At 32.7% G+C, this 26,767-nt stretch carries 27 protein-coding genes and 1 pseudogene; 11 read left to right on the forward strand and 17 right to left on the reverse strand.

Translation table 11 applies throughout. The features are described from left to right. Nucleotides 1-49 precede the first annotated feature (49 nt). Entirely contained in the window at nucleotides 50-1,615 is a 1,566-nt protein-coding gene (locus ACZ267_RS02670; RefSeq protein ID WP_047211254.1) for a YfcC family protein, read from the forward strand. A gap of 59 nt (nucleotides 1,616-1,674) precedes the next feature. Here ACZ267_RS02670 and ACZ267_RS02675 read toward each other — a convergent pair whose 3' ends face one another. Together ACZ267_RS02675 and ACZ267_RS02680 are read right to left on the reverse strand one after the other, a co-directional pair. Further along, complete coding sequence (locus ACZ267_RS02675) at nucleotides 1,675-2,487, reverse strand: alpha/beta hydrolase (protein ID WP_002466579.1); 813 nt, start codon at nucleotides 2,485-2,487, stop codon at nucleotides 1,675-1,677. Nucleotides 2,488-2,536: 49 nt separating this feature from the next. Further along, on the reverse strand, nucleotides 2,537-3,067 hold the full coding sequence (locus ACZ267_RS02680; protein WP_047211255.1) for a VOC family protein: 531 nt from the start codon (nucleotides 3,065-3,067) through the stop codon (nucleotides 2,537-2,539). A 225-nt stretch (nucleotides 3,068-3,292) separates the two neighbouring features. Between ACZ267_RS02680 and ACZ267_RS02685 the strand changes: the two genes are divergently transcribed. Then, nucleotides 3,293-3,808, forward strand: coding sequence for a YceI family protein (locus ACZ267_RS02685; protein ID WP_002451375.1), 516 nt, complete (start codon nucleotides 3,293-3,295; stop codon nucleotides 3,806-3,808). Nucleotides 3,809-3,867: 59 nt separating this feature from the next. On the opposite strand, the gene ACZ267_RS02690 is transcribed toward ACZ267_RS02685, so the two are convergent. Then, complete coding sequence (locus tag ACZ267_RS02690; protein ID WP_047211256.1) at nucleotides 3,868-4,839, reverse strand: SMP-30/gluconolactonase/LRE family protein; 972 nt, start codon at nucleotides 4,837-4,839, stop codon at nucleotides 3,868-3,870. A 333-nt stretch (nucleotides 4,840-5,172) separates the two neighbouring features. Here ACZ267_RS02690 and trhO point away from each other — a divergent pair, with 333 nt between their 5' ends. Beyond that, complete coding sequence (trhO, locus tag ACZ267_RS02695) at nucleotides 5,173-6,135, forward strand: oxygen-dependent tRNA uridine(34) hydroxylase TrhO (protein WP_079449116.1); 963 nt, start codon at nucleotides 5,173-5,175, stop codon at nucleotides 6,133-6,135. A 68-nt stretch (nucleotides 6,136-6,203) separates the two neighbouring features. Here the strand turns inward: trhO and ACZ267_RS02700 are convergent, their stop codons facing one another. The 4 genes from ACZ267_RS02700 to ACZ267_RS02715 are packed head-to-tail and all read right to left on the reverse strand — an operon-like array spanning nucleotide 6,204 to nucleotide 10,251. Beyond that, nucleotides 6,204-7,556: a PTS ascorbate transporter subunit IIC gene (locus ACZ267_RS02700; RefSeq protein ID WP_047211258.1), complete on the reverse strand. Its 1,353-nt coding sequence runs from the start codon at nucleotides 7,554-7,556 to the stop codon at nucleotides 6,204-6,206. A gap of 12 nt (nucleotides 7,557-7,568) precedes the next feature. After that, the gene (locus ACZ267_RS02705) at nucleotides 7,569-7,853 is read right to left on the reverse strand and encodes a PTS sugar transporter subunit IIB (RefSeq protein ID WP_047211259.1); all 285 of its coding nucleotides are present in this window, start codon (nucleotides 7,851-7,853) and stop codon (nucleotides 7,569-7,571) included. Between the two features lies 1 nt (nucleotide 7,854). Beyond that, a complete protein-coding gene (locus tag ACZ267_RS02710; protein ID WP_047211260.1) occupies nucleotides 7,855-8,298 on the reverse strand; it encodes a PTS sugar transporter subunit IIA in 444 nt (147 codons plus the stop codon). Then, nucleotides 8,299-10,251, reverse strand: coding sequence for a BglG family transcription antiterminator (locus tag ACZ267_RS02715; RefSeq protein WP_079449117.1), 1,953 nt, complete (start codon nucleotides 10,249-10,251; stop codon nucleotides 8,299-8,301). Between the two features lie 185 nt (nucleotides 10,252-10,436). On the opposite strand from ACZ267_RS02715, the gene pcp reads away from it, so the two are divergent. Then, nucleotides 10,437-11,075, forward strand: coding sequence for a pyroglutamyl-peptidase I (pcp, locus tag ACZ267_RS02720; protein ID WP_047211262.1), 639 nt, complete (start codon nucleotides 10,437-10,439; stop codon nucleotides 11,073-11,075). Nucleotides 11,076-11,127: 52 nt separating this feature from the next. Here pcp and ACZ267_RS02725 read toward each other — a convergent pair whose 3' ends face one another. From ACZ267_RS02725 to ACZ267_RS02735, 3 genes are read right to left on the reverse strand one after another with little or no spacing between them, the layout of a single operon-like run. Then, a complete protein-coding gene (locus ACZ267_RS02725; RefSeq protein WP_002466589.1) occupies nucleotides 11,128-11,691 on the reverse strand; it encodes a tubby C-terminal domain-like protein in 564 nt (187 codons plus the stop codon). Between the two features lie 25 nt (nucleotides 11,692-11,716). Further along, nucleotides 11,717-12,496 (reverse strand): membrane protein, encoded by a 780-nt coding sequence (locus ACZ267_RS02730; protein ID WP_047211263.1) that lies wholly within the window; start codon nucleotides 12,494-12,496, stop codon nucleotides 11,717-11,719. 2 nt (nucleotides 12,497-12,498) lie between these two features. Continuing rightward, nucleotides 12,499-12,825, reverse strand: a complete 327-nt coding sequence (locus tag ACZ267_RS02735; protein WP_002466587.1) for a PadR family transcriptional regulator — start codon at nucleotides 12,823-12,825, stop codon at nucleotides 12,499-12,501. Nucleotides 12,826-13,025: 200 nt separating this feature from the next. Between ACZ267_RS02735 and ACZ267_RS02740 the strand changes: the two genes are divergently transcribed. Both ACZ267_RS02740 and ACZ267_RS02745 read left to right on the forward strand, forming a co-directional pair. After that, nucleotides 13,026-13,493 (forward strand): DinB family protein, encoded by a 468-nt coding sequence (locus tag ACZ267_RS02740; RefSeq protein ID WP_047211265.1) that lies wholly within the window; start codon nucleotides 13,026-13,028, stop codon nucleotides 13,491-13,493. Nucleotides 13,494-13,712: 219 nt separating this feature from the next. Then, on the forward strand, nucleotides 13,713-15,131 hold the full coding sequence (locus ACZ267_RS02745; protein WP_047211266.1) for an anion permease: 1,419 nt from the start codon (nucleotides 13,713-13,715) through the stop codon (nucleotides 15,129-15,131). Between the two features lie 67 nt (nucleotides 15,132-15,198). Here ACZ267_RS02745 and rarD read toward each other — a convergent pair whose 3' ends face one another. Together rarD and ACZ267_RS02755 are read right to left on the reverse strand one after the other, a co-directional pair. After that, the gene (gene rarD, locus ACZ267_RS02750; RefSeq protein WP_047211267.1) at nucleotides 15,199-16,101 is read right to left on the reverse strand and encodes an EamA family transporter RarD; all 903 of its coding nucleotides are present in this window, start codon (nucleotides 16,099-16,101) and stop codon (nucleotides 15,199-15,201) included. A gap of 193 nt (nucleotides 16,102-16,294) precedes the next feature. Beyond that, nucleotides 16,295-16,504, reverse strand: coding sequence for a zinc ribbon domain-containing protein (locus ACZ267_RS02755; protein WP_002466596.1), 210 nt, complete (start codon nucleotides 16,502-16,504; stop codon nucleotides 16,295-16,297). A 190-nt stretch (nucleotides 16,505-16,694) separates the two neighbouring features. Between ACZ267_RS02755 and ACZ267_RS02760 the strand changes: the two genes are divergently transcribed. Further along, entirely contained in the window at nucleotides 16,695-17,750 is a 1,056-nt protein-coding gene (locus ACZ267_RS02760) for a HoxN/HupN/NixA family nickel/cobalt transporter (protein ID WP_047211268.1), read from the forward strand. Nucleotides 17,751-17,828: 78 nt separating this feature from the next. Continuing rightward, on the forward strand, nucleotides 17,829-18,686 hold the full coding sequence (locus tag ACZ267_RS02765) for an SDR family oxidoreductase (protein ID WP_047211269.1): 858 nt from the start codon (nucleotides 17,829-17,831) through the stop codon (nucleotides 18,684-18,686). Nucleotides 18,687-18,748: 62 nt separating this feature from the next. Here the strand turns inward: ACZ267_RS02765 and ACZ267_RS02770 are convergent. Next, nucleotides 18,749-19,777 (reverse strand): annotated as a pseudogene (locus ACZ267_RS02770) (SDR family oxidoreductase). A 210-nt stretch (nucleotides 19,778-19,987) separates the two neighbouring features. On the opposite strand from ACZ267_RS02770, the gene ACZ267_RS02775 reads away from it, so the two are divergent. Both ACZ267_RS02775 and ACZ267_RS02780 read left to right on the forward strand, forming a co-directional pair. Beyond that, nucleotides 19,988-21,037, forward strand: a complete 1,050-nt coding sequence (locus tag ACZ267_RS02775; RefSeq protein ID WP_047211270.1) for an ABC transporter permease — start codon at nucleotides 19,988-19,990, stop codon at nucleotides 21,035-21,037. A gap of 14 nt (nucleotides 21,038-21,051) precedes the next feature. Continuing rightward, the gene (locus tag ACZ267_RS02780) at nucleotides 21,052-21,714 is read left to right on the forward strand and encodes an ABC transporter ATP-binding protein (RefSeq protein ID WP_047211271.1); all 663 of its coding nucleotides are present in this window, start codon (nucleotides 21,052-21,054) and stop codon (nucleotides 21,712-21,714) included. Between the two features lie 56 nt (nucleotides 21,715-21,770). Here ACZ267_RS02780 and ACZ267_RS02785 read toward each other — a convergent pair whose 3' ends face one another. After that, a complete protein-coding gene (locus ACZ267_RS02785) occupies nucleotides 21,771-23,138 on the reverse strand; it encodes a YqeG family HAD IIIA-type phosphatase (RefSeq protein ID WP_047211272.1) in 1,368 nt (455 codons plus the stop codon). Nucleotides 23,139-23,351: 213 nt separating this feature from the next. Between ACZ267_RS02785 and ACZ267_RS02790 the strand changes: the two genes are divergently transcribed. Next, a complete protein-coding gene (locus ACZ267_RS02790) occupies nucleotides 23,352-24,029 on the forward strand; it encodes a hypothetical protein (protein WP_002466588.1) in 678 nt (225 codons plus the stop codon). A 67-nt stretch (nucleotides 24,030-24,096) separates the two neighbouring features. Here ACZ267_RS02790 and ACZ267_RS02795 read toward each other — a convergent pair whose 3' ends face one another. From ACZ267_RS02795 to ACZ267_RS02805, 3 genes are read right to left on the reverse strand one after another with little or no spacing between them, the layout of a single operon-like run. Continuing rightward, entirely contained in the window at nucleotides 24,097-25,005 is a 909-nt protein-coding gene (locus ACZ267_RS02795; protein ID WP_047211273.1) for a sensor histidine kinase, read from the reverse strand. Between the two features lie 17 nt (nucleotides 25,006-25,022). Beyond that, nucleotides 25,023-25,778: an ABC transporter permease gene (locus tag ACZ267_RS02800; protein ID WP_047211274.1), complete on the reverse strand. Its 756-nt coding sequence runs from the start codon at nucleotides 25,776-25,778 to the stop codon at nucleotides 25,023-25,025. A 1-nt stretch (nucleotide 25,779) separates the two neighbouring features. Continuing rightward, nucleotides 25,780-26,688, reverse strand: coding sequence for an ABC transporter ATP-binding protein (locus ACZ267_RS02805; protein ID WP_047211275.1), 909 nt, complete (start codon nucleotides 26,686-26,688; stop codon nucleotides 25,780-25,782). Between the last annotated feature and the right edge of the window lie 79 nt (nucleotides 26,689-26,767).

Raw genomic sequence — 26,767 nt, forward strand, 5'->3', positions numbered from 1 at the left:
ATTTATTTATAATTATTCACTAATAAAGTATGTATAGGGAGGAGATTGAATGGAAACGGAACACACGATGAACGATGGTCATACATCTTCACCAAAAAGAAAGTTTAAGTTAAAAATGCCTGGTGCATTTGCAATTTTATTCATCTTAACGATTTTAGCTGTTTTAGCAACTTGGATGATTCCTGCAGGTTCTTACTCTAAATTATCTTATGATGATCATGTATTAAAGGTCGAAAGTCCGCAAGGTAAAGTTGAAACACACAAAGCTACACAACATGAATTAGATAAGATGGGTGTCAAAATTGATATTGATCAATTTACTTCAGGTGCGATTAATAAACCTGTATCCATTCCCAATACATATGAGCGCTTAGATCAACACCCTGCTCATTTGTCTGATATTACGAATAGTATGGTAAATGGTACGATTGAAGCTGCTGATATTATGGTATTCATTTTAGTACTCGGTGGTTTAATTGGTGTCGTTCAAGCTAGTGGTGCCTTTGAATCTGGCTTACTGGCGCTAACTAAAAAGACCAAAGGCAGAGAATTTTTATTAATCTTCTTTGTATCTATATTAATGGTTCTTGGTGGTACCTTATGTGGTATTGAGGAAGAAGCTGTAGCTTTCTATCCTATACTTGTCCCTATCTTTTTAGCTATGGGATATGACTCTATTGTTTGTGTGGGTGCTATCTTTTTAGCAAGTTCGATGGGCTCAACATTCTCTACGATCAATCCATTTTCAGTAGTTATCGCATCTAATGCAGCCGGCACTACATTTACTGAAGGTTTGTATTGGCGTATCGCTGGTTGTATTATCGGTGCACTATTTGTTATTGGTTACCTCTATTGGTATAGTAAAAAAATTAAAAAAGACCCTACCGCGTCTTATAGTTACGAAGACAAAGATGAATTTGATCAACAATGGTCTGTGATGCAGCACGATACCACACAACAATCATTTACAATGCGTAAAAAATTAATTTTACTACTCTTTGTGATACCTTTCCCAGTCATGGTATGGGGTGTGATGTCACAAGGTTGGTGGTTCCCAACAATGGCTTCTGCATTCCTTATCTTTACCATTATTATCATGCTACTCACTGCAACTGGTCCTAATGGTTTAGGTGAACAAGGTGTCGTTGATGAATTTGTCAAAGGTGCTTCCAGTTTAGTTGGGGTATCACTCATTATCGGATTAGCACGTGGCATTAACTTAGTATTAAATAATGGTCGCATTTCAGATACGATTTTACATTTTTCTTCTTCACTCGTAGAACATATTCAAGGTCCATTATTTATAATCGCTTTATTATTTATCTTCTTCTTCCTAGGATTTATTATTCCATCATCATCTGGATTAGCTGTGTTAGCGATGCCTATTTTCGCACCACTAGCTGATACAGTTGGTATTCCTAGATATACTATTGTATCTGCATATCAATTTGGACAATATGCAATGCTATTCTTAGCACCAACAGGTCTAGTCATGGCAACATTACAAATGCTTAATATGCGTTATTCTCACTGGTTCCGTTTTGTATGGCCTGTTGTCGTCTTTGTACTTGTATTTGGTGGTGGCATGTTAGTCACACAAGTTTTATTACATTAATCGTTTGATATAAAAATAACCGGGATAAGTGCATAGCTAGCACTATCCCGGTTATCATTTTATTGAGATACATTATGATTTAACCAGTCTACTATTTCCTGGAAAATACTTTGATTATATGAAGCCTCATTAAATATTTCATGTTTCAGTCCATCATAAATATGGATTGATTTATGTTCGGAACTAATGTCATTGAACAATTCAAGTGAATCTTGATAACTCACAAGACCATCTTCCTTACCATGTAATATTAATATAGGATCAGTAAACGATGCTGCTTGTGCTTTTAATAATTCTACGCCATCAAGCAATGTATAAATTAATCCAAAAGAGATATCTTTAGCTACTAAATCGTCTAATTCATACTTTCGAATCGTATCTTCATCTGAACATACACCGTCACCAAGTTCATTCGGTAAATATTTATCTTCTGGTTGACTACGGTCAGGTTCTCCAAATAATTTCAGGTTATACCGTGTCAATGCCCCAGAAGTAATCATACCATCGACAAGACCAGGATGTTTTGTACCATATAATGTGACTGTGTATCCGCCCATGCTATGTCCAATAAGATAGACATTACCTTTGTAGGTTTCTTTCACAAATTGAATCATCGCATCTAAATCTTCTACAATTTCATCTTTATTACTATAAAATACAGGCTTTCCTTCTGAACGACCGTGTCCACGTTGATCGTATCTAATGACGTTAAATTGATTATCATTTAAAAATGTAGTGATATGATCATAACGTTCAAGGTGTTCAGCTAAACCGTGAACAACAATGATATTGGCCTTTGGTTCCGATACCTCGTTGACCTTCGCATATAGGTTAGTACCATCTGCTGATTGAATGTATTTAATATAATTCATTGTCATCCCCCTTTAGTTCACTTATACCCACTTTCGAACAATAATGACATCATTCATCAATTTTATTCGGAATAAATACATGCGCTTCACTATCAGGAGGATAATAATAACAATTTGGTATCGTTTGTAACTCAATTAAGCTTCCCCATGGTGTCTTAACATAAACCGTTAGATTATCTTCCGTATCTTCATACCGTGTATTTAGATGTGGTTCAGATATAGGTTGTCCACCTGCACGTTTGATTTGTGCCAAAGCTTTCTCAAAATAATCTACATAGAATGAAAGATGCGTGAAACCTATATCTTGTAATGATACAGCTTGTTGTTGCGTAGCATCTTTAAATTCAAAAAGTTCAATATTTGGACCATTACCAAAAACCATCATTCGTTTTTTAATAATTTTGGCACCTTTCTCAAGGCCTAATACCTCTTCAACAAATTCGCCCTCTCTAGGACTATCTTTTAGTGTTTGACTGTCATAAGCCACTTTCCCGTCTAATCCTTGTTTGAAAAATTCTGTCGCTACTTCAATGTCTGGAACAGTCAATCCAATATGATTGATACCTCTTGTGATACGCATCTTTGATAACTCCTTTGATTAAAATATTTACCTGTCTTTTTATTTTCTATTCCCAATATGTTTTCATTTGACACATTTAGAAGTTAAATATACTTTTAGAGTAGAAAAGATATAAACTTTTGAAGATTTAATAATAAAAAGTTTGCTTTTCTAAAATGTACGTGGTATATTCTTTATATCAAATATAAATGATATATTTAAAAAGAGAAAACGGAGGAGTTAATTATGACTCAATTTACATTCGATAGCGTACACAGTGCATTAGATTTCCAAATCAAACATTTAATGGTTTCAAAAGTGAAAGGTGCATTCGAAAAATTCGACGTTAACGTTGAAGGCGATATTAACGATTTAAGTACTTTAAAAGCAACTGCAACAATTGATCCTGCTTCAATCAATACTGGTAACGAAGACCGTGACAACCACTTAAAAACAGGCGATTTCTTCGGTACTGATGAATTTGATAAAATCACTTTCGTATCTAAAGAAGTAAGTGAAAATAGTGTTGTTGGCGACTTAACAATCAAAGGCGAAACACACGAAGAAAAATTCGACGTTGAATATAATGGCGTAAGTAAAAATCCTATGAACGGTGAACAAGTAACTGGTTTCATCGTAACTGGTAAAATCGATAGAGAAAAATATGGCATTAGCTTTAACCAAGCATTAGAAACTGGTGGCGTAATGTTAGGTAGAGAAGTAAAATTCGAAGTTTCAGCAGAATTTTCAATCCAAGACTAATATATATTAAAAAGCGGTTTTCTACATATACGTAGAAAACCGTTTTTTTCATACTTTTTTTAATGAAATTGGAAACTATGATGACCTTTAGCAAATCCATTTACCGTATATAACATCGATCCGCCACCCATTTCGATGTCATTTGAACAAATAATAAGTTGATTTGTATCAGGAATAAATTGTGGATGCGTAGAGCGTAGCATATGACCTTCATCTCGACCTGGAATTAAAATTTGCCCAATAGGATAGCCTTTTTTATTAAATACTAAGACTCTCCCTTGTCCATACATTGCAACATACAAATTATCATCACTATCAATACAGCAAGAATCTGGACCTTCATGACCAGTAAAATAATAAGGAATCGTCGCGCCGAATGGTGCAATTGTCACACCATCTTCTTCTAATTCAATACGATGTAATCGGTTCGTAGTCGTTTCAGTCACCCAAAGTACACGTTCATCTGTACTTAAGGCCACACCATTTGCGACACTAATATTTTGAATCACAGGTGTCACCTTTTGAAAATCTGGTGATACATAATACACACCGCCTAGAGGATGAGTTGAATAACCTCTAAAATCAGTAAAATAAAAGCCACCTTTACGATCAAATACCATATCGTCAATACAATATTTCGTATTTAATTCTGAAATAATCTCTTCAAATTGGTCCCCTTTGTCAGTTGTAGCAAATATACCACCTGTCGATTTGAAATCACCTAAATAGCATATAAATAATCGACCGTCTTTATGAATTTTAATGGCTGCTGGATTTTCTTTTTTCGATTTAAATGGACGTGTCACTTCTTTAGTGTCTGGGTTAACTTTAAAGATATTACCTTCAAAGACATCAAGTAAGAATAATTGCCCATCACGATCAAAGTTTAAGCCCTCAAGTTGTAATCCTTTATCCGAGATTTCCACCCATGGTTCAGCTGTTATCGTTTGCAATTCACTTTCCGAAACAATCGGCGCCACACTAGCCGATAGCCCCTCATACTTTAATGTTGGTAAACCATTATTTTCCATTTTCATACCCCTTCTTTCATATATAATGATATCATCACTATTTTATCTGAAATTAAATTTAAAGTCATTGAGGGATATAACCAATTTGCTGATTCTGTGACATATGCACATTTTCAAATCATTATTGCCTTATTTTGTCAGTTTTATATCTTAGTAAAATACATTTAAATACTCAGTCACTTGAATGATTTATAAGCTGAGATATTGAATCATTTGCTAATTTTGGTACAATATTATAATGGTGTAAAAATACGTAGACATTAACGAAACGCTTAACAATGCATAAATAATGATGTAAAACACATAGATTAATAGATTAGAGGAGAATAGAAAATGGATTATAGAGTACTTTTATATTACAAATATACAACGATTGAAGACCCCGAAACATTTGCTGCAGAACACTTAGCATTCTGTAAAGAGAATAACTTAAAAGGACGTATCTTAGTATCAACAGAAGGTATCAACGGTACACTATCAGGTACTAAAGAAGATACAGATAAATATATTGAACATATGCATGCAGACGAACGTTTTAAAGACATGACATTCAAAATTGATGAAGCTGAAGGTCACACATTCAAAAAAATGCACGTACGTCCAAGAAAAGAAATCGTTGCACTTGATTTAGAAGAAGATGTAGATCCACGTGAAACAACTGGTAAATACTACTCACCAAAAGAATTTAAAGAAGCACTTGAAGATGAAAATACAATCATCTTAGATGCTAGAAATGATTACGAATTTGATTTAGGTCATTTCCGTGGTGCTGTGCGTCCAGACATTACACGTTTCAGAGACTTGCCAGATTGGATTAGCGACAACAAAGACAAATTAGACGGTAAAAACATTGTCACTTATTGTACAGGTGGTATTCGTTGTGAAAAATTCTCAGGTTGGTTAGTTAAAGAAGGTTTCGAAAACGTTGGTCAATTACACGGCGGTATCGCAACTTATGGTAAAGACCCAGAAACCAAAGGCCAATACTGGGATGGTAAAATGTATGTCTTCGATGAACGTATTAGCGTGGATGTTAACCAAGTTGAGAAAACAGTGGTCGGTAAAGAACATTTCGACGGCACACCTTGCGAACGTTATATCAATTGTGCCAACCCAGAATGTAACAAACAAATCCTTGTTTCAGAAGAAAATGAAGAAAAATATTTAGGCGCATGCTCATACGACTGCGCTAAACATGAACGCAACCGTTACGTTGCAACACATGATATTAGTGATGAAGAATGGGAACGTCGTTTAGAAAACTTCAAAGACGTTCCAGAACATGCACACGCATAATTAAAATATTTAAAACAGGCCGTAAAACGATACGTTTTACGACCTGTTTTTTTATTGAGTCATTGGGTTTATGACTGTTCTACTTTTTTATCTGATTTCCCTTTTAATAATATAGCTACTGTAGCAATAACAACGATAAAGATAATAGCCCCAATGATACCAGTAAACTTGACGATGTTACCAAATACAATTCCAACAGCTAAAAAGTCGGTATCAGAGAATGTTGTTGATGCAAGTCCAAGATCTCCTAAGAAAGGTAAGAATAATAATGGTAAAAATGTTATTAACAAACCATTTAAAGCTGACCCTGCAATTGCACCTTTTATACCACCTCTTGCATTGCCAAATACTGCTGAAGCAGCACCTAAAAAGAAATGTGCAACTACTCCAGGTAAAATAACTACACCACCAAATAAAAACAATACAAACATACCGATAACACCAGTAATAAAGCTTACAAAGAATCCAATTAATACTGCATTTTGTGCGTAAGGAAAAACAATGGGGCAGTCTAATGCAGGTTTAGAGTTAGGCACAATTTTTTCAGAAATCCCTTTAAATGCTGGTACAATCTCTGCTAGTATCAATCTTACTCCTGTTAAGATAATAAATACGCCTGCAGCGAATGTAACACCTTGTATTACAGAAAACACTATAAAATTTTGTCCATCACTTATTTTATTTACATAGTTTACTCCAGCAAATAAAGAAGCAATAAAATATAACAATGCCATTGTAATGGAAATACTTATTGTACTTTCTCTTAAAAAACTCAACCCTTTAGGAAATTTAATATCTTCTGTAGATTTAGATTTCCCTTTGAATAATTTACCAACTTCACCAGCAGCCCAATAACTAATAGTACCAAAATGACCTAATGCGACTTGATCATTGCCAGTTATTTTTCTCATTGTTGGTTGAGCAAGAGCTGGTAATATAGCCATAATTAACCCTAAAATTATTGATCCTATGACTACAGTTAAAGATCCTTTTATATGACCTACAGTTAATAAAATAGCTAAAAATGCTGCCATATAAAACGTATGATGTCCTGTTAAGAATATATACTTAAGATTTGTAACACGAGCAATTAATATATTTAAAATCATACCAAATACCATGATAAGCGCTGCAGTAGTTCCATAATCTTTTAAAGCTAACGAAATAATAGCTTCATTATTGGGTACGATTCCTTGAACACCAAATGCATGTTGGAATATTTTCCCAAAAGGTTCAAGAGATTTAGAAACAACTTCAGCTCCTGCGCTTAAAATTAAGAAACCTAACATTGTCTTAATCGTACCAGAAGTAATTGCTGAAGCAGATTTCTTTTGAACTAATAATCCAACAAATGCTATAAGTGCTACTAATATAGCTGGTTGACTTAAAATATCTACTATAAAATCTAATATGGCTTTCATATGTCCACCTCTCTAAATCATATTTAAATCATTCAATTTACTTTCCAATTTATTTTGTAATTCTTCTTTATCTAAAATATTATCTAGAACTAATACATCACCTAAACGTTCTGCATTTTCTTCCAAATCTCTACCACATATAAATAAGTCTGCCATTTCTGGACTAGCAGTCATAATATCACTATGTTCGACTTCAATATCCGAAGGTGCATTTAAATTCTTCAAAGCTTCTTGTGCATTCATTTCAACCATAAAACTACTTCCTAAACCGTGTCCGCATACTACTAAAATTTTCATATTAATCATTCTCCTTTAATAATTTTAAAATGTCTTCCTTGTTTTCAGCTTGCACTAATTGATTTACAATTGCTTGGTTTCCTAATACGCTTGCTAGACTTTGTAATATAGTTAAATGTGATGTATTATCAATTGCACTCAAGACAAAAATGAGTGAAGCATAATGACTATCTTCAGCAAAATTAATGTGTTGATGAAGTTTCAAAAGACTTAACCCAACTTCTTTTACATTATTATCAGGCCTTGCATGTGCAATAGCTATCTCTGGTGCAATAACAATATATGGTCCCATTTCATTCACACTTTCTATCATTGCACTTACATAATTATTATTAATACTATGATTATCTAATAAAGGTTGTGCTGCTATTTCTATAGCTTCGGACCAAGTCGATACTTTTTCCTTTATAACTATTTTGTCCTCTGTCAAAATATCTAAAGTCACTCAATTCATCCTTTCTTCTGAAATTTCATTTATATATTGATTTATCATTTGTATATTGCCTTCTAAAAAAGCTTTCTTTTTAATATCATCCGTTAATAGTTGGCTCAATTGTCCTAATGCTTTGAGATGTAAATGTGGTTTTTTCGTTGCTAGGACGATAATCACCTTAACTGGGTCATATTTCTGATGACCGAATGGAATACCGTTGTCTACATATGTCATTGCAAATCCAGCACCTTTTTGAACATAAGTGGTATCAGAATGTAATAATGCTATATGAGGACTAATTACCATATAAGGTCCAAACGATTCCATTTGCTTTATAATCGCATCTGCATATCTACTTTCAATAATATTATCTTGTAATAATAAATCAGACACTTGATATATCGCCCTATCTTTATTAATCATATGTTCAGTTTTAGTTATTCTGTGTTCTGGTAATAGTTCTCTAAGGTTTTCTCCTATTTGTTCTAATTGAACGACTTTAGATTCTCTATATTGATTCACAATTTGGTTCAATTGATCTCTTGAACTTTTATTAAGAAAGGTATCAACCGTAACAACTGGTATTTCATCAAAATGACAATCTACTGTAGAAATAATGTAGTCGACACCCTTTTTCAACAATTCTTCTTCATCAATTTGATAAATCGAATATGCATCAATCACGTCAAATTCAGGATACAAATTGCCTAATTTACTTTTCAGTAATTGAGAGGTTCCAATGCCAGAGCCACAAAGTAATACTACTTTGATATAACTACTTTTTTGTGTGGAAATGCGTTCTATACTTGATACAAAGTGCACTGTCATATATGCAATTTCATCTTCTGTAAATGATATATCATAGGCTTCTTCAATGATATGGATATTTCTCTTCACTATGTCATAAACATTTTTGTATTGCTTTTTAATATCTTCTTTTAAAGGATTCTTCTCAACCAGATTAAATTTCATTCTATGAATTGCAGGTTGTATATGAACAATCAAACCATTTAATAATTTGCTGTTTTCTCTTAAATCTACACCTATTTTTACGCTAACTTGTTTAATAAGTTCATTTAAAAATTGTTCTAGTTCTCCAGTATTTATATTATTTTCCTTGATACTAGAAATTTTGGAACTCAACAAATGTAATGTTATAAAAATAGCTTCCGATTCAGAAAATTGAATATCAAATTTAATTTCTAAATTCTTTTTCAATTTTTGTGAAATACGATATTGAACCGTATCACATACTTTTTCATATTCTTCTTTTGGAACATCGATTGAGTAATTTAATTTCAATCTGTGTATAGCGATGATAATATGATAAACTAAACCATCTACTGGAGATTGAACGAGTCGATAATCTTCTTCATTTAACGTTTCTATGACCGTTTTTCTCACAAGCGCTAATTCTTCTTCAGAAAATAAGTTATCTTGAAAATAAGGCACAGTCATTTTGAAATAATTTTTAACTATATTTGCATAAGCTTGTCTTAATGCTTCTTCTTCTCCATTGATAATAAATCCTTTGTTTTGAATATACTTCATTTCTAAATGGTAGGATGCCAACCATTGTTGTACTAATTTAAGGTCATTCACAATCGTTCGTCTCGATACTTTCATTAATTCTGCTAAATGATTAGATGACAATGGTTGTGTCGCTTCAAAAAGTGTAATCAGTATATTTGTCTTACGTTCGTTTTTAGTTAAATGAACTATTTCTGATAAATTATCAAGTTCCGAATCATAAATTTTTTGATCCAATGTTTTAGCTTTTACGCCTAATGACTTATGCCTCATTAATACGAATTGTTTATTGTCTTGAAAACTTTCAATATTTTGTAAATCATATTGTATAGAACGTTGTGAGATATCAAACATTTCAGCTAACCTGGCAATTGATACAAATGATTCTGTTTTCAACAAGAAATACAAAATTTTAGTTTGTCTGTTACTTAACAATATTTAATCCTCCTATCTATATTGTAAGCGATTTCTTTTAGAGTTAGATGTGAAATTCTTTTCATATTCAAATCCGCAATTATGCATATCAATATTACATTTGGATTTAACTCATTCTATAATACTCTTAAAGCATACATAATCATGTTATGATTCAATAAATATTAATTTAATGAGGTGGGCGTATGAAGATTCTAGTTACTGGATTTGATCCATTTGAGGGTAATCAAGTTAATCCTTCTTGGGAGGCGGTTAAGCAGTTGCCTAACCATATCGGACAACATGATATTACAAAGTTAGAAGTGCCAACTGTCTTTCATAAAGTGATGAATGTCATACAACAAGCGTTAGATTCTGAACAATATGATGCTGTCGTTGCAGTAGGTCAAGCCGGTGGGCGTGCCGAAATCACACCTGAACGTATCGGTATCAATATAGATGATGCCAGAATAGCTGATAATGACGGACAACAACCTATTGATATTCCTATACAACCTAAGGGTGCATCAGCTTATTTTTCAAATTTACCTGTTAAACGAATGACAGAAAATATCAAACAACAAGGCATTCCTGCCAAGCTATCAAACAGTGCAGGTACGTTTGTATGCAATCATATTTTATATCAACTCGGTTACTTAAATGCTACACGTTTTCCAAGCCTGCTATTCGGATTCATTCATGTGCCTTATATTCCAGAACAAGTCGAATCCTCAGAACAATCACCCTCATTATCACTGGACACAATTGTTAAAGGGTTAATTGCAGCAATCGAAGCAATTGACAGAAATGATGACATCAAAATTGCTTTAGGTGAGACACATTAATTCATATAAAAATAGCCAAGAATGACCTAATCCTATCATTCTTGGCTATTTTTTATATCGTAGGCGGTCCTATCATTGACCATCCTTTATGGCGTGTATAGACATGATTCACTGCAAAGATATGAAGTATCGCAATGCACAAGATCTTATGATCTTCAAAAAAGCGATCTTCTCCACCACGTATTTCTGCGTAGTCCCCAACTTGTTTCCAATATGCAATATCACGATCTAATTTAGCATCTTTAATGTGCGTCTGATTATTTTCATCGGCATATATATTTAAAATTCGATTATCTAATTTAATAATGCCATACGTATCCTTTGTTCCACTACTTTTCTTATCAAATAAAACCTTTTGTGTGCTGCCCTTGTCATGATAATACAATTCAAAATGTTTACCCTCTAACACAGACTTCGCACTAGCTTCGACAACGATTTCTCCTGCTGAATTCCTCAATTCATATCTTCTAAATCTTAAAGATAATGTGACAATACTTACGATTCTTTGAAATGGATTACGAAAAACTTTCTGTATATCAACAATATGTCGATTCCCTTCATCATAAACTGGAGATGATTGGGTAGAAAAAGGATTCCTCTTTTTATACTTATACATCCTACTGCCACCTTTTTTAATAGAATTATTCACGTTTATCTCTTTTTCTTAATTTCCAGAGCTTATAAATATAATAACCTATGAATCCCCAACTAATCACTAACAGTATTACCGAGGAAATAATAATAAATGTTTCACGATTACCACTCATATTTCCAGTGAAAAGGTGCGCAATTATGTTAGGTGCAGACACTATTAAAATAATAAATGCGAAAATCTTCTGTTTAACTATAAAGCAACCAATCATTGTCAAAATGAGTAAAATGAGTCCAATCACTAAACTTTGTATATTAGATAATTTAATCATAGTATAGATTGGATAATGCCTTAATAAATATTCGCCAGCTATCATCAATAAATAAACACCTATACCAAATCCTATGATCACAATGTAAGACTCTTTCTTATCTCCCCATCGAACTAACGCTTTCCTCATCACTACGAGTTGTACAACCACACCTAAAACGAATACACCTATAATATAAAGCAGGAGTGATACTGACACATCAAACGTACCTTGATCAAGCATTCTAGGTATCATAAAAATGGCCAATAAGAATACTATAAAGTACATCACATATTTATATAGTCCCTGTGTCAATGTCATTTCTTTAGCAAAACGATCTGCATATGATTTTACAGGCGTCTGGATAATTGGCCGTACATCTTCACCATTTTGTTCAGCAGTCAGTAAATGATCTCGCAATTCATCGTCTATCTCATTCACTTCATCTTCGTCTTTTCCTCTAAAAAGAAGTTCAACTCTTAATTTGTCCAAGAAATTTTCCGATTCTTTACTCAACATAACTATTCACTCCCGAATAAATTATTCATACCTGAGTTTAAATACTTCCACTTCTCTTGAAATGCTGCTAACTCTACTTTGCCGCTTTCTGTAATCGTATAATATTTTCTTTTAGGCCCACCATTATCAGATTTACGAACTGTTGTTTCTACGTATCCTTTTTTACTCAAACGTAAGAGTACAGGATAAATACTTCCATCACTAATTTCAGGAAATTGATGGGCATGCAATTTTTCTAATATTTCATAACCATATGTTTCACCTTTAGCTATTAGTCCTAAAATTGCGCCATCTAGCAGTCCTTTCATCATTTGATTTGATACTGACATCATCAACGCCTCCGACTACTATCTTATAATATAAGATAGTCAATAAATCTATTCTTGTCAACTATCTTACAATAAAAGATAGTCACTTCATAATATTCACTATCAATCACACTCATTTAATAATGTCTAAGATGCGATGATTCTGGGTAAACACAATTAGAACGATTAAGTATATTTTTTATACAGAGGAGAGATGAACGATGACGAATACGGTTTATGATGTTATAGATACGGGTGTTCATTATTTAGTAAATATGTATGATAGTTGGAAAGTTGAAGATATTTTAGATCAAGATAGTGATGTATTTCCTAATAATATACATTGGCAATTCGGTCATGTATTAACTGTTTTTGAAAATGCATTATCTAAAGGCAATCAACATGTGGTTGACTTAGAACGCTATAGACAACTATTTGCGCCTGGATCTAAACCAGCTGACTGGCCTCAAATTGAAGGTGGTGTGCCGAGTATCGATGAGATTTTAAAAGATATTCAAACTATTCCTGAACGTGCAAGACAATTAACAGATGAACAGTTAGCACAAACACTAGATCAACCCATTGCAGGATTCTCCACAGTGGAAGGATTATTAATGTTAAATGCTATTCATATACCGCTTCACGCTGGTAAAATTGAAGAAATGGCACGTGTCACAAAACAACAATAATTCAACAATGCTTTTTGATAGTCTGGTTGTTAAAACAGTATCTTAGACTATCATCATTTAAAGGATTTCACTTGTAAAGTGAGGTCTTTTTTTATGTCCTAAATCATCGAAAATGATTCTCAATTAATTACTCAAACCCTCTGTACATTCACTATAAATAGGATTATCCTAGTGGTGTATTAATGAATTTTCTAATAGAAAGAAAGAAGGAAACTCATCTTGGAAAATAATGTAAAATACAAAAAGTTTATTCTTCCTATTGTAGTTGGTTTACTCATATGGGCATTAACCCCTTTTAAACCAGACGCACTAGATACTCAAGCATGGTATATGTTTGCGATATTTGTCGCTACGATCATCGCTTGTATCACGCAACCTATGCCCATTGGTGCCGTATCTATTATTGGATTTACATTAACCGTTTTGGTTGGTGTTGTAGATATTAAGACCGCTGTCCAAGGATTCGGAAATAATAGTATATGGCTTATCGCTATGGCATTCTTTATTTCAAGAGGTTTTGTTAAAACGGGTTTAGGTCGTCGAATCGCACTGCAATTCGTCAAACTGTTTGGGAAAAAGACCTTGGGCTTAGCCTATTCATTAGTAGGCGTCGATTTAATATTAGCCCCTGCAACACCAAGTAATACTGCACGTGCCGGTGGTATTATGTTCCCTATTATTAAATCATTGTCTGAATCATTTGGTTCAAGCCCTAAAGATGGTACAGAACGTAAAATGGGTGCCTTTCTCATTTTCACTGAATTCCAAGGTAACCTCATTACAGCAGCAATGTTCTTAACTGCAATGGCAGGTAATCCACTAGCTCAAAACTTAGCGGAAAAAACTGCGCATGTACATATTACGTGGATGAATTGGTTTTTAGCTGCACTAGTACCAGGACTAGTATCCTTAATCGTCGTTCCATTTATTATTTATAAAATGTATCCACCTACTGTAAAGGAAACACCCAATGCCAAACAGTGGGCTGAAAATGAATTAGCCAATATGGGACCTATATCCATTGCTGAAAAATTCATGACAGGTATCTTTATCGTGGCATTAGCATTATGGGTAACAGGTAGCTTTATGCATGTTGATGCAACATTAACAGCGTTTATTGCGTTAGCATTACTATTACTTACCGGTGTCTTAACATGGAAAGATATTTTAAATGAAACAGGTGCTTGGAATACATTAGTTTGGTTCTCAGTGCTTGTACTCATGGCAGATCAGTTAAACCAACTAGGATTTATTCCATGGTTGAGTCAATTGATTGCACATAGCTTACATGGTTTAAGTTGGCCAATTGTCATTGTGCTACTTATACTATTTTTCTTCTATTCACATTATTTATTCGCAAGTGCAACTGCACATGTCAGTGCGATGTATGCTGCATTATTAGGTGTGGCAGTCGCAGCCGGAGCACCTCCATTATTCAGTGCTTTAATTCTTGGGTTCTTCGGTAACTTATTAGCGTCAACAACACACTATAGTAGTGGTCCAGCGCCTATTCTTTATGGCTCAGGCTACATCACACAAAAACGTTGGTGGACAATGAATATCGTATTAGGATTCGTCTACTTTATCATCTGGATTGGCTTAGGCTCATTATGGATGAAATTAATCGGTATATTTTAATCAATTCAATATCAATAAAAAATCATCACCTATACCACTTATTCTTGGGTAAAGGTGATGATTTTTCTTATTCTGTAATTGGTCTTCTTTTCATTTTTAAATATTGAGATGTACTATATAACACAATACCTATCCAGATAAAGATAAACGTTATCAACTGATTGATATCAAACGGTTCGTTAAATAAGAAGATACCTAAAACAAACATAATGGTCGGTCCAACATATTGGATGAACCCTGTTAAAGATAGTGGAATACGTTTTGCGCCTGCTGAGAATAGTATTAAAGGAATCGCTGTAATCGCACCAGAGAATAATAACCAGAACGATGACATGTTCATACCAAAGCTAAGTTGGTGCTGTTGCCATAAGTAACCTACATAAATTAAACCTGCAGGAGCCGTGACAATACATTCTACTGTAATACTACTAATCGCATCGATATGGACAACCTTTTTCAATAATCCATAAATCCCAAATGAAAATGCCAACATGAGTGACACGATTGGGAATTCTCCTACTTTCAATGTCATGTAAAGTACGCCAATAAATGCAAATAGTATCGCTAACCATTCAAATTTATTAAATCTTTCTTTTAGGAAAATGAGCGCTAATAAGATACTCACTAATGGATTAATATAATAACCTAAACTAGATTGTAATACATGTCCATTCGTCACTGCCCATATAAATGTCCCCCAGTTAATTGTTATCACATAACCAGCAACGACGATGGCTACAAGTTTTATAGGATGTGTCACCAATTGATTCACATCTCGAATAAATGCTTGCCTCTGATTCTTGCCAATGATTAAAATAAAAATCATGAATATCGCTGAAAAGATAATTCTAAAGGCTAAAATTTCAAATGCACCAATATGATGAATCAGTTCCCAATATATAGGTAAAATGCCCCATAAAACATATGCACCTAGTGCGAAAAATATGCCTTTTTTATATTCATTATTCATCAAAGTCCTCCCTTCACACGTCTCAATCGTTATAATAATATCAGTCTACTAATAAATGAATCAGAAAAACAATAGTTTGTTTATAAAAATACATCCCAACATATTGAACGCCTAATTCAACAATTGGGATGTTCATTCATATACTCATTATCAACGATTAAAGATAGTATATTTAAGGACTCATAGTCAGTCACTAGCCACCGAAAAAGAGATCAATGATATCTGATTTTCTATTCTTATCATCTTTATAAAATTCCGTATAACCACAATTTTTACAAGTAATCGTTATAAAATTATTATGTTGTAAATCAAAAACTTTTGAGAGCCCTGAACCAGTTGCAGAAAGTGTGCCCTCTTCGACTTCAGTATGTCCGCATTTAACACACCCTTGATGTTCAACCATTTGGCATCTCCCCCTTTATTTAAAAACTTGTCATTAATCTATACCTGACAATATAATCATTCAAACGTTTAATCTATTAACCTTATTTAATTGAAATATTAATTAAATAATAATTAAAACTAATTTATTTTCGGCATAACATTTTTGTTACACCAATAAAATTTTCTATGCGTTTATCATCAATCGGAGTATGATTAATTATTATGTTTATCAGAAAGAGGGTATTATTTTGAAATCAATGCAACGACAATCATTAAGTTGGTTACCATACATAAGCATTGTCATCTTACTACACATTATTGGATTTAGCTTTTTATGGTTTGCAGGTAAAGATCATCATATTTTATTTGGCATGGGTATTTTGGCATATACGTTAGGTTTACGTCACGCTTTCGATGCCGATCATATTGCTGCCATCGATAATACAGTTAGGAAGTTATTACAACAACGTCGCGATCCTGTAGGTGTCGGTTTCTACTTTTCAATCGGTCACTCTACAGTCGTATTTTTAATGGCTGTATTACTAGGCATATCAGTCAAATGGGCTAAAAGTGAATTACCCCATTTCCAAGACATAGGTGGTACGATTGGCACGTTAGTTTCCGGATTTTTCTTAGTTTTAATTGGTAACTTAAATTTAATTATTCTAGTATCTCTAGTTCAATTATTTATGAAATTACGTAAACAAAAAGGCATTGATGATGAAGAAGTGAATGAACTTTTAGAATCTAGAGGTTTTATCACTCGATTTGTAGGACCTTACTTCAAAGTCATCAGTAGAAGTTGGCACGTATTACCATTAGGTTTCCTCTTTGGTTTAGGATTTGATACAGCAAGTGAAATTGCATTGCTCGCGTTGTCATCTGGTGCTTCTCAACAAGCTATTTCATTTATAGGTATCTTATCATTACCTATTTTATTTGCGGCTGGTATGAGTTTATTAGATACCTTAGATGGTGTAGTGATGAAATCTGCCTACAATTGGGCATTCTTTAATCCTATTCGTAAAATCTATTACAACATTACAATTACAACCATTTCAGTTATCGCAGCTTTAATAATTGGCCTAATAGAGTTGTTACAAATTATGGCTGATAAATTTGCGTTATCAGGTGGCTTTTGGTCACTAATTCAATCCATTCAATTTGACTATTTAGGTTATATTTTGGTTGGTTTGTTCTTAATCACATGGTTGATTTCAACATTGATTTGGAAATTCGGAAAAGTTGAACAACGTTGGTCTTAAATCTTTGCTATTCCATTGATAACCACGTAAACTTAGCGCAACTAATCATTTAAATAAAAATAATCGGGGTATTCGTTCATGAATAAAAAAATCGCATTAATTACTGGGTCTTCAACAGGCTTAGGCTTAGAAACTGCTTCACTACTTGCTAAAAATGGATATAAAGTATACGCAACGATGCGTCATTTAGAAAAACAAGATGCACTCATACAATTATCACAGCAAGACGGTATAGACTTAGAAGTCAAACAACTAGATGTTACAAACTTAAATCATATCAATCAAGTCGTTACTGACATTATCAATACTGAAGGTCGTATTGATATCCTTATTAATAACGCAGGTGCTGGCTTTGTTAAAACAACGGAACTCGCAACAGATGATGAAATCATGTGGCAATTGAATTTAAACTTAATGGCCGTCATACGTATGACAAAAGCAGTCTTACCATATATGAGAAATCAAAGAGAAGGTCGTATCATTAATATATCTTCTGTTGGCGGTCTTGTAGGTCAACCATTTAACGAAATTTATTGTGCAACTAAATTCGGTGTAGAAGGTTATACGGAAGCGATGGCTAGTTACGTTCAACCGGAATTCAATATTAAATTTACTCTCATTGAACCAGGTGGCATTCAATCAGAATTCACAAACAATGTGATGGCACAACTACAGTCTACGGGTGGTCTTAAAGATGATGAGTACAAGCCAATCCTTGATTCATACTTAGGTGGTCTTAAAGAGAATTATGGCGCGGGCTCATCTCAAACTTCTGAAGAAGTCGCTACCGTCATACTTAATACGTTAGAAATGGAAGAACCACCTATTCGTACTCGTACATCAGACTGGTCTGAAGCATTTACTGAACTTAAAACACAAGCTGATCCAACGGGTAAAGAACAACAACGTCGCGTTGTTAAATTATTAGGAAAATAGATTTACAACATAAAAGCAGTAGTAAGTCATTTTAAACACTGACCTACTACTGCTTTTTTAATTTATTTAATCAAGTTATATTTAGCCATACTATCAAGCGCTTCTAGAATTGCCTCTTCTTGTGTTCCAATTGGGCGCCAACCAAGTATTGATTTAGCATGTTCGTTACTTACATTTCTATTCATATCAAGTAACAATTTACCTTCTTTAGCCTCTTTATTAAACTTCCCACCTAAACCTAATACAAAGTTAGGCAATTTCTTTGTAGATGTATGAGTAGCTAATTCAGGACGTTGATGTTTAATTAATTGGGCAATTTCTGGCATTGAAATTTGTCCGTCTGCCGTGGCGATAAATCGTTGGTTATTGGCCTCAGGTGTAGTCATCGCTAAAATGTGTAAACGTGCCACATCTCTAACATCTACCACATTTAATGGGATATTAGGCACACGTTTCAATGAACCATTCACGAGATTTTTAATAATATTAAAACTTCCCGATACGTGGCTATCTAATGATGGCCCTAACATTGCTACAGGATTAATCGTCGCAAATTCTAAATCATTATCCTTATTCTTAACGAAGTCCCATGCCGCCTTCTCTGCTAATAACTTAGATTTTTCATAAGCTAACAATCCCGGTTCATCTTGGTTTGTCCAGTTTTCTTAGGTAGTGACACTAGATTGATCTTTATTACTAAAACCAACAGCACCAAAGTTTGACGTCATCACTACACGTTTCACATTCGCTTTCTCCGCTGCTCTCAAAATTCGTTGAATACCTTCAATTGCTGGTCTAATGACTTCCTTTTCATCTTCCGGAATATCAAAAAATACTGGTGAAGCGACACTCAATACATATTTACAATCTTTCATCGCTTCATTCCAATGTTCATCCTTCGATAAATCCACTTCTACAAATGATAATTTATCAGTTTTTATGTGATGATCATTTAATGTTTTAATTACTTGTTTCTTTTTATCTAAAGAACGTAACGTCGTACGTACCTCATAGCCATCTTTTAATAGTTCACTAATGATACGCATTCCTAAGAACCCGCTACCACCTGTGACCAAGACTTGTTCATTCATATTTAACCTCCTCAGGTTAACTTATTTGAGCTTTGATTATAACAGGTTATATCACATTCAACTAATTATATGAATATTACCAATGCTTTGTTATCATTTTAAATCAACCGAAATTTTATGAAATAAGCGTAAAAAATGGTATCTTAAAGTAATCTAATCACGATAAGTTATATAACGGTCTTATCTATTTTCAAAGGAGGATACAACCTAATGTTCTTAGCCTGGAATGAAATTAAAAGAAACAAACTTAAGTTCAGTTTAATTATTGGGATTTTGGTACTCATTAGCTATTTATTATTTTTATTATCTGGACTTGCAAATGGGTTAATCAAAATGAATACAGAAGGCATTGAAAAGTGGCATGCTGACGCTATTATTTTAAATAAAGATGCCAATCAAACCGTAGAACAATCTGTATTTGATCAATCCAAAGTGAAAGACAACTTCAAAAAAGCAACATCATTGAAACAACAAGGTGTCATCGTTTCTAATAAACAAAAAGAAGAAAATGCCTTACTCTTCGGTGTGACATCTCATTCATTTTTAGTGCCAAAATTAGTTGACGGGCATCAAGTAAAAAAGCCTAATGAAGTGGTGATTGACCAAACCCTTAAAGATAAAGGATTCAAAGTTGGCGATACATTATCATTGTCACAATCAGATGAGAAATTGAAGGTCGTTGGTATTACAGAAAGTGCGAAGTACAATGCATCACCAGTGATTTTTTCTAATAACAAAACGATTGAAAAGATCAATCCAGCGCTATCAAAAGATAAAACCAATGCCATTGTCGTGAAAGATAAAAATTGGAAGGATCATAAGCTCGATGGTGATTTAGAAGGCGTATCTATCAATACATTTATTGAAAATTTACCGGGTTATAAAGCGCAAAATCTAACTTTAAACTTTATGATTTCTTTCTTATTTGTAATTTCAGCAACGGTTATCGGTGTGTTCTTATACGTCATGACGCTACAAAAGACTAATCTATTCGGTGTCTTAAAAGCACAAGGCTTCACTAATACCTATCTAGCTAAAATGGTATTAGCACAAACCTTTATATTGTCACTGATTGGTACGGCAATTGGACTAGGACTAACATTATTAACAAGCACTATTCTGCCTGACGCTGTTCCAATACAGTTTAATATCATCATACTACTTATATTTGGTATAGTACTCATCATTATTTCATTATTAGGAAGTCTATTTTCAGTCTTATCTATCAGAAAAATTGATCCATTGAAAGCAATTGGATAGAAAGGAGTATGCAAATGTTACAATTTAAAGCTGTCACGAAATCATTTAAAGATGGTAACCAAACCATAGAAGCTGTTAAATCAACTGATTTGTCGTTTAATCAAGGCGAACTCATCGCCATTGTAGGGCCATCTGGTTCTGGGAAAAGTACTTTTTTAACAATGGCAGGTGCATTACAAACACCTACTACGGGTGACATATGGATTAATCATCAAAATATTACCCAATTAAAACAAAAGGCCCTTGCCCGTATTAGAATTCAAGAAATTGGATTTATTTTACAATCCACTAATTTAGTGCCATTTTTAACGGTTAAACAACAATTTCAGTTACTTAAAAAGTATAAAAAAGATGTACTCAATAAAGATGAATATAAAGATTTACTAAATCAATTAGGCCTGACCGAAATAGAGAACCAACTTCCTAGCGAAATATCAGGTGGTCAAAAGCAACGTGTTGCCATTGCCAAAGCAATCTACACTAATCCATCTATTATATTAGCCGATGAACCCACTGCTTCGTTAGATACAGACAACGCGATGGCCGTTATGAAAATCTTAGAACATCAAACAAAGCAACGAAACAAAACATGCATTATCGTTACCCACGACGAGCGATTAACCCAATTCTGCGACAAAGTCTATCACATGCAAGACGGTGTGTTACAAGCCCAATAACAAGAACAAACCTGTTCCCAACGACGCTGTTGAGAACAGGTTTTAATTTGTTTAATTTATACTACTAAATCTTTCGGTATTAAATCATAATCAAACAATACTTCAGAATTGTTTTTATATACTAACTCTTCTTTTATGACTTTATTCGTTTTCTTATCAATTGTTTCTTTATAAATATTAGACTTACGGTAAAATTTACCATCCACTTTAGTAAAATGATGATCTCTTTCAATCAAATTAAATTTGACTGGAAACGGCTTTTCACTTCTTAACTCTGCATAAGAGGTTTCATTTTCAACCCATAAATTAATCTGAACCGTTTGATCCGTTGTATTTTTAAAACGATAATCAATGTAGTTATACGTGATAGACGTGCCTGTTCCGAATGGTACTCGCTTGCCATGGTCTGGTGATAAAGCATCGGAATGCGTATGTAATTCAATAACTTCTAATGGACTATGTTGTATAAGTAAATTGATTGAATTGGCTAAATTACAAAGTCCACCCCCCATACCTGGTTGTACTTTGTTATTTATAATGACTCTGCCATCTTTATAACCATTTTTCTTATTAATCTTACCCACTAGCTTCCAAAATGAAAATTCTTCACCAGGTTTTATTATAATCCCATCCATTTTAGAAGAAGCTAGTTGAATATTATATGCTTTATTGTATTGTAATTCAGGATCAATATCTTTACCTTTTTTAATCAAGTGTGTCGAATAACTATGAACCACATTTGGCAATTGTTCTTTTTTAAATGTACGAGCAAACTTTGTTTTTTGTCTTAGATTATCAACGTGTCTTTTCAATATACCTTTGCGTACTGAAATCGCATAAAAAGCGGGATGAATTTCACAGAACAATTTTTTCTTTTTATCCATTTTTTTATAATCTCCTACTACTATATCTGATAGTCTATGCTTTCTCTTTTTATATAACAGTGTATAAACTTGTAAAATAAGTTTTTCTACTTGGCGTTTTTTACCTATATTGATATCTTCTTTATGTTTTAAGAAATTAACCAATACATTGTCAATGCCACATAAATTTGCCCCTAAAACATCTGTAAAGATTTGATCGCCAACAAGTAAAACTTCTGAGCGATTAACACCTAACATATCGATAGCTTTAAAAAAATTAGGTTTGTGAGGTTTATTCGCCATAGGGATATACAAAGTTTGAATATTTCTGTTAAAAAGCGCAATTCGTTCATCGCTATTGTTAGATAATAACAATGTTTTTAATCCTACATCATGAATGTGTGCAAATAATTCATCTACTTGGTCAGATGTGTCATCACCATGAGGGACTAAAGTACTGTCTATATCAAAAATTATAGCTTTATAGCCTAATTCTTTAACTTTTTCATAATCTATCGCATAAACACTATCTAAATATACTGATGGAAATAAAATATTCAATATTTTCAACCTCACTAATAATCATTTTGTTTTTATATTGCAATACATTTTAATAATAACACAACAAATGATAATTGATACTCTTTTGTAAGTCAATCTAATATTATATGTAAATATTGTTATTTATTAAAAATAATACTTGTTATTTCCTAGGATTAACATTAAAATAACAAATATTAATATAGTTAATAAATAAATGGTGGGAGAAATAAAATGAATAGAAGCGAACTTACAGTTATGTTGACTCACAATGATTTTACAGTAAAAAATGCATCAGATATTTTTGAATCATGTAAATATTCACAAGCTAAATTTTGGGGATTTAAAGAACAAGGCATACCTAAAGAAGAAATGAAACAACTTTATTCTTATATGAAATCATGTGGTAAGACTACATTTTTAGAAGTTGTAGAATACGATGAAGAAAAGGGATTACAAGGGGCACAGATTGCAGCTGAATGTGGTTGTGATATTTTAATGGGGACAACATATTTTGATTCTATTCATAATTTCTGTAAATTAAATAATTTAAAATATATGCCATTCGTTGGAAAAATTAGTGGCAGACCTTCCCTATTAGAGGGAGACATTGATGATATGGTACAAGAAGCCAATGATTATTTAAACAAAGGTGTATATGGCATAGATTTATTAGGTTATCGATATATTGGTGATGCTGATGAATTAATTACAACGTTTGTTAAAAATGTAAGCGGACCTGTATGCGTAGCTGGTAGTATTGATAATTACGATAAATTAGATCTTATTAAAAATGCGTCACCATGGTCCTTCACTATAGGCAGTGCTTTCTTCGATAACAAATTTGATGGCTCATTTTTAGAACAAATCAACAAAGTACATGAATACATGGATAAAGAAAAAATTATTTAAACAATAACAAACCTGTTCCCAACGACGCTGTTGAGAACAGGTTTTAATTTATTTTGACATCTTATCATTATTTTTGTCTATTTACTCTTGGCAATTCAATGGATATATTAAACTGATTATTTTGGAAAGTAGCTATAATTCTACCATTCTGTACTTCTACTAATCGCTTAACCATGTATAAACCTAATCCCGTACTACCATTATGTCTACTGACGTCAAGTGTTTGAGATCTTTTGAATAAGTTAGTTTGATCATCATCACTTAATGGTTCATCAGTATCATTTTGTATTTCAATAAGCACCCTGTCTTTGTTATCGAAAACTTTAATTTTCGCATATGTCTTACCATATTTAAGAATATTCGATATTAAATTATTGATAATCCGTTCTAAACATACTCGATCAGCTTTGACTAAGTGTGTACCATCCTCATTAAATAATACATTAATAGACTTGTTATCAAATTGGTTGAAATACGATAAAAATTGTTCTTTTAAACATTCATCAATATTAATTTCTTGTATATTTAAAGCATAGTCACCTGAATTTAATTTGGTCATTTCATGAAATAGATCCACCATATTGATAAGGTTATCTGTTTTACTATTAATCACCTTAGTATAACGATTGATTTCGCCTATTGTTTCAATCTCTTGCATTAAGTTAGCATATCCTTTAATAGCTGTTAAAGGTGTTCGAATATCATGAGATATATTGGTAATTTCTTGATTTAACAGTAATTCCTGTTGCTTATATTTCACAACTTCTTTTCTCTTTGCATTTAACACGCCATTGATTTCATTAATCAGGTTAACTGAGTGGTTATGATGAGTATTAGTTCGAATAATTTGATTCGAATTAATATGATGTTTTATATATTTTAATTGTTTCGTTAATTGAGTCATATCATATTTCAACAATAAATATTTATAAATTATAACAACAAGAATGAGTGCTAATATCATACTGATTATCATTTAATAACTTCCTTAAATTAGTCTATAAACTCTTTATTTCTATAAATTAAATAACCTACTATTAAAAACATCAATCCTAATAATACACCTATCAACCAATAATGAATCCCAAACTGACTTGACTCCTGCATAAATTCTTTAAAATTTTGATTAAATAGCTCTGTTGGAGAATTATCATAAATAACATCAAATTTATGACTGATCATCGTCAATACTTGTAATATCATTGCTGATTGATAGTAAAAAATACTAATAATAATGATAACTATTGCAAGATTAGCTTTAAAACTATTAATAGCATGGGCTAAAGCGAGACCACCAAACACAATAGGGGCCATATTAACTAACGCTATTAAATAATTCGTGAGTGCTGTTTGATCAAAATCAAATAATGTGATACCTAATATAACTGTTATAGCAGTACTAATTAGAGATAAAACTAAGAAACTCAAGATATAAACTATAAATTTGCCCCAATAAATAGATGCAACTGCTGTATCAAAAGAAATTGAAATTTTATTTAATGCTTTGTTTTGTTTACTATTCACTAACATATTCATGGATGCACCAATAACCAAGATGAGTAATCCAGCTGTAATTACATTTGTATAGAAAAACTTAGCATTACCATAAGGAAAATTATTTTCCGTTTTATCAAAATAAAATAATGTGAGTGCCGCAAGTATCATTAGAACATTACAAACAATTAAGTATATATATACTCCTTTACTATGAAATATTCTATAAAGCTCACTTTTCATATAATTAATCATGTTAATTTCCCACTCCCTTATTTAAGAAATAATCTTCCAAATTCGTTGTTTCAATCTTGAATTCTTCAACTTCGATATTATTATTAAGTAGTAACTTATTAATATCACTACTTTCTATATTGGGTGGTTCTATAACAATTTCTTTATTATGCAATACTTTATAGTTAATATTTTCAATATGTTCTTCTAATATTCTTACTGCGCTTTCAGGCTTATCAACTTTGATTATCAGTTGACGCTTTCCTTTACTAAGCATTTGTTCTTTGCTTATATCTTCAATAATTTCACCATTTTCAATGAATACAAATCGATAAGCAAGTTGTTGTAGTTCATTTAAAATATGGCTAGATATTAATATTGTAATTCCATTTTCTTCATTTAATTTTAAAATTAAATCTCGAAAACTTTTAATACCTTGAGCATCTAATCCATTAATCGGTTCATCTAGTACTAATATATCTGGCCCTGTCAATAAAGCCAACGCTATACCAAGTCTTTGTTTCATTCCTAATGAATATTGCTTTACCTTTTTAGTGATATTCTTCAAATCTACTAGAGTTAATACTTCTTCTATTTTTTCACTGTTCGTAACACCACGTTGAATACTAAAATAATATAGATTTTGATAAGCCGTAAAATTAGATATAAATTCTGGTGTTTCAATCATAAATCCTTCTCTTTTTCGCCCCTGATTATTAATATTATAGCCATCTTCTCCAAACAATTTGATACTACCACTCGTAGGATGAATTTGATTCGCAATTAATTTAAATAACGTCGATTTACCTGCGCCATTTCGTCCGATAATCGCGCATATTTCTCCTTCATAAAGATTAAAATCGGTAGGTTGTAACCCATAGTCATGTTTAAACTTTTTAGATAATTGCTTTGTTTGTATGACTGGATTCATTTAATCATCTCCTTCGCTATTCTTACACTTAACATAACGAAATATTCCTTAAGTTCCTTTAAGTAAAATATAAAGAAAT

The organism is Staphylococcus sp. AC872, assembly GCF_979255425.1.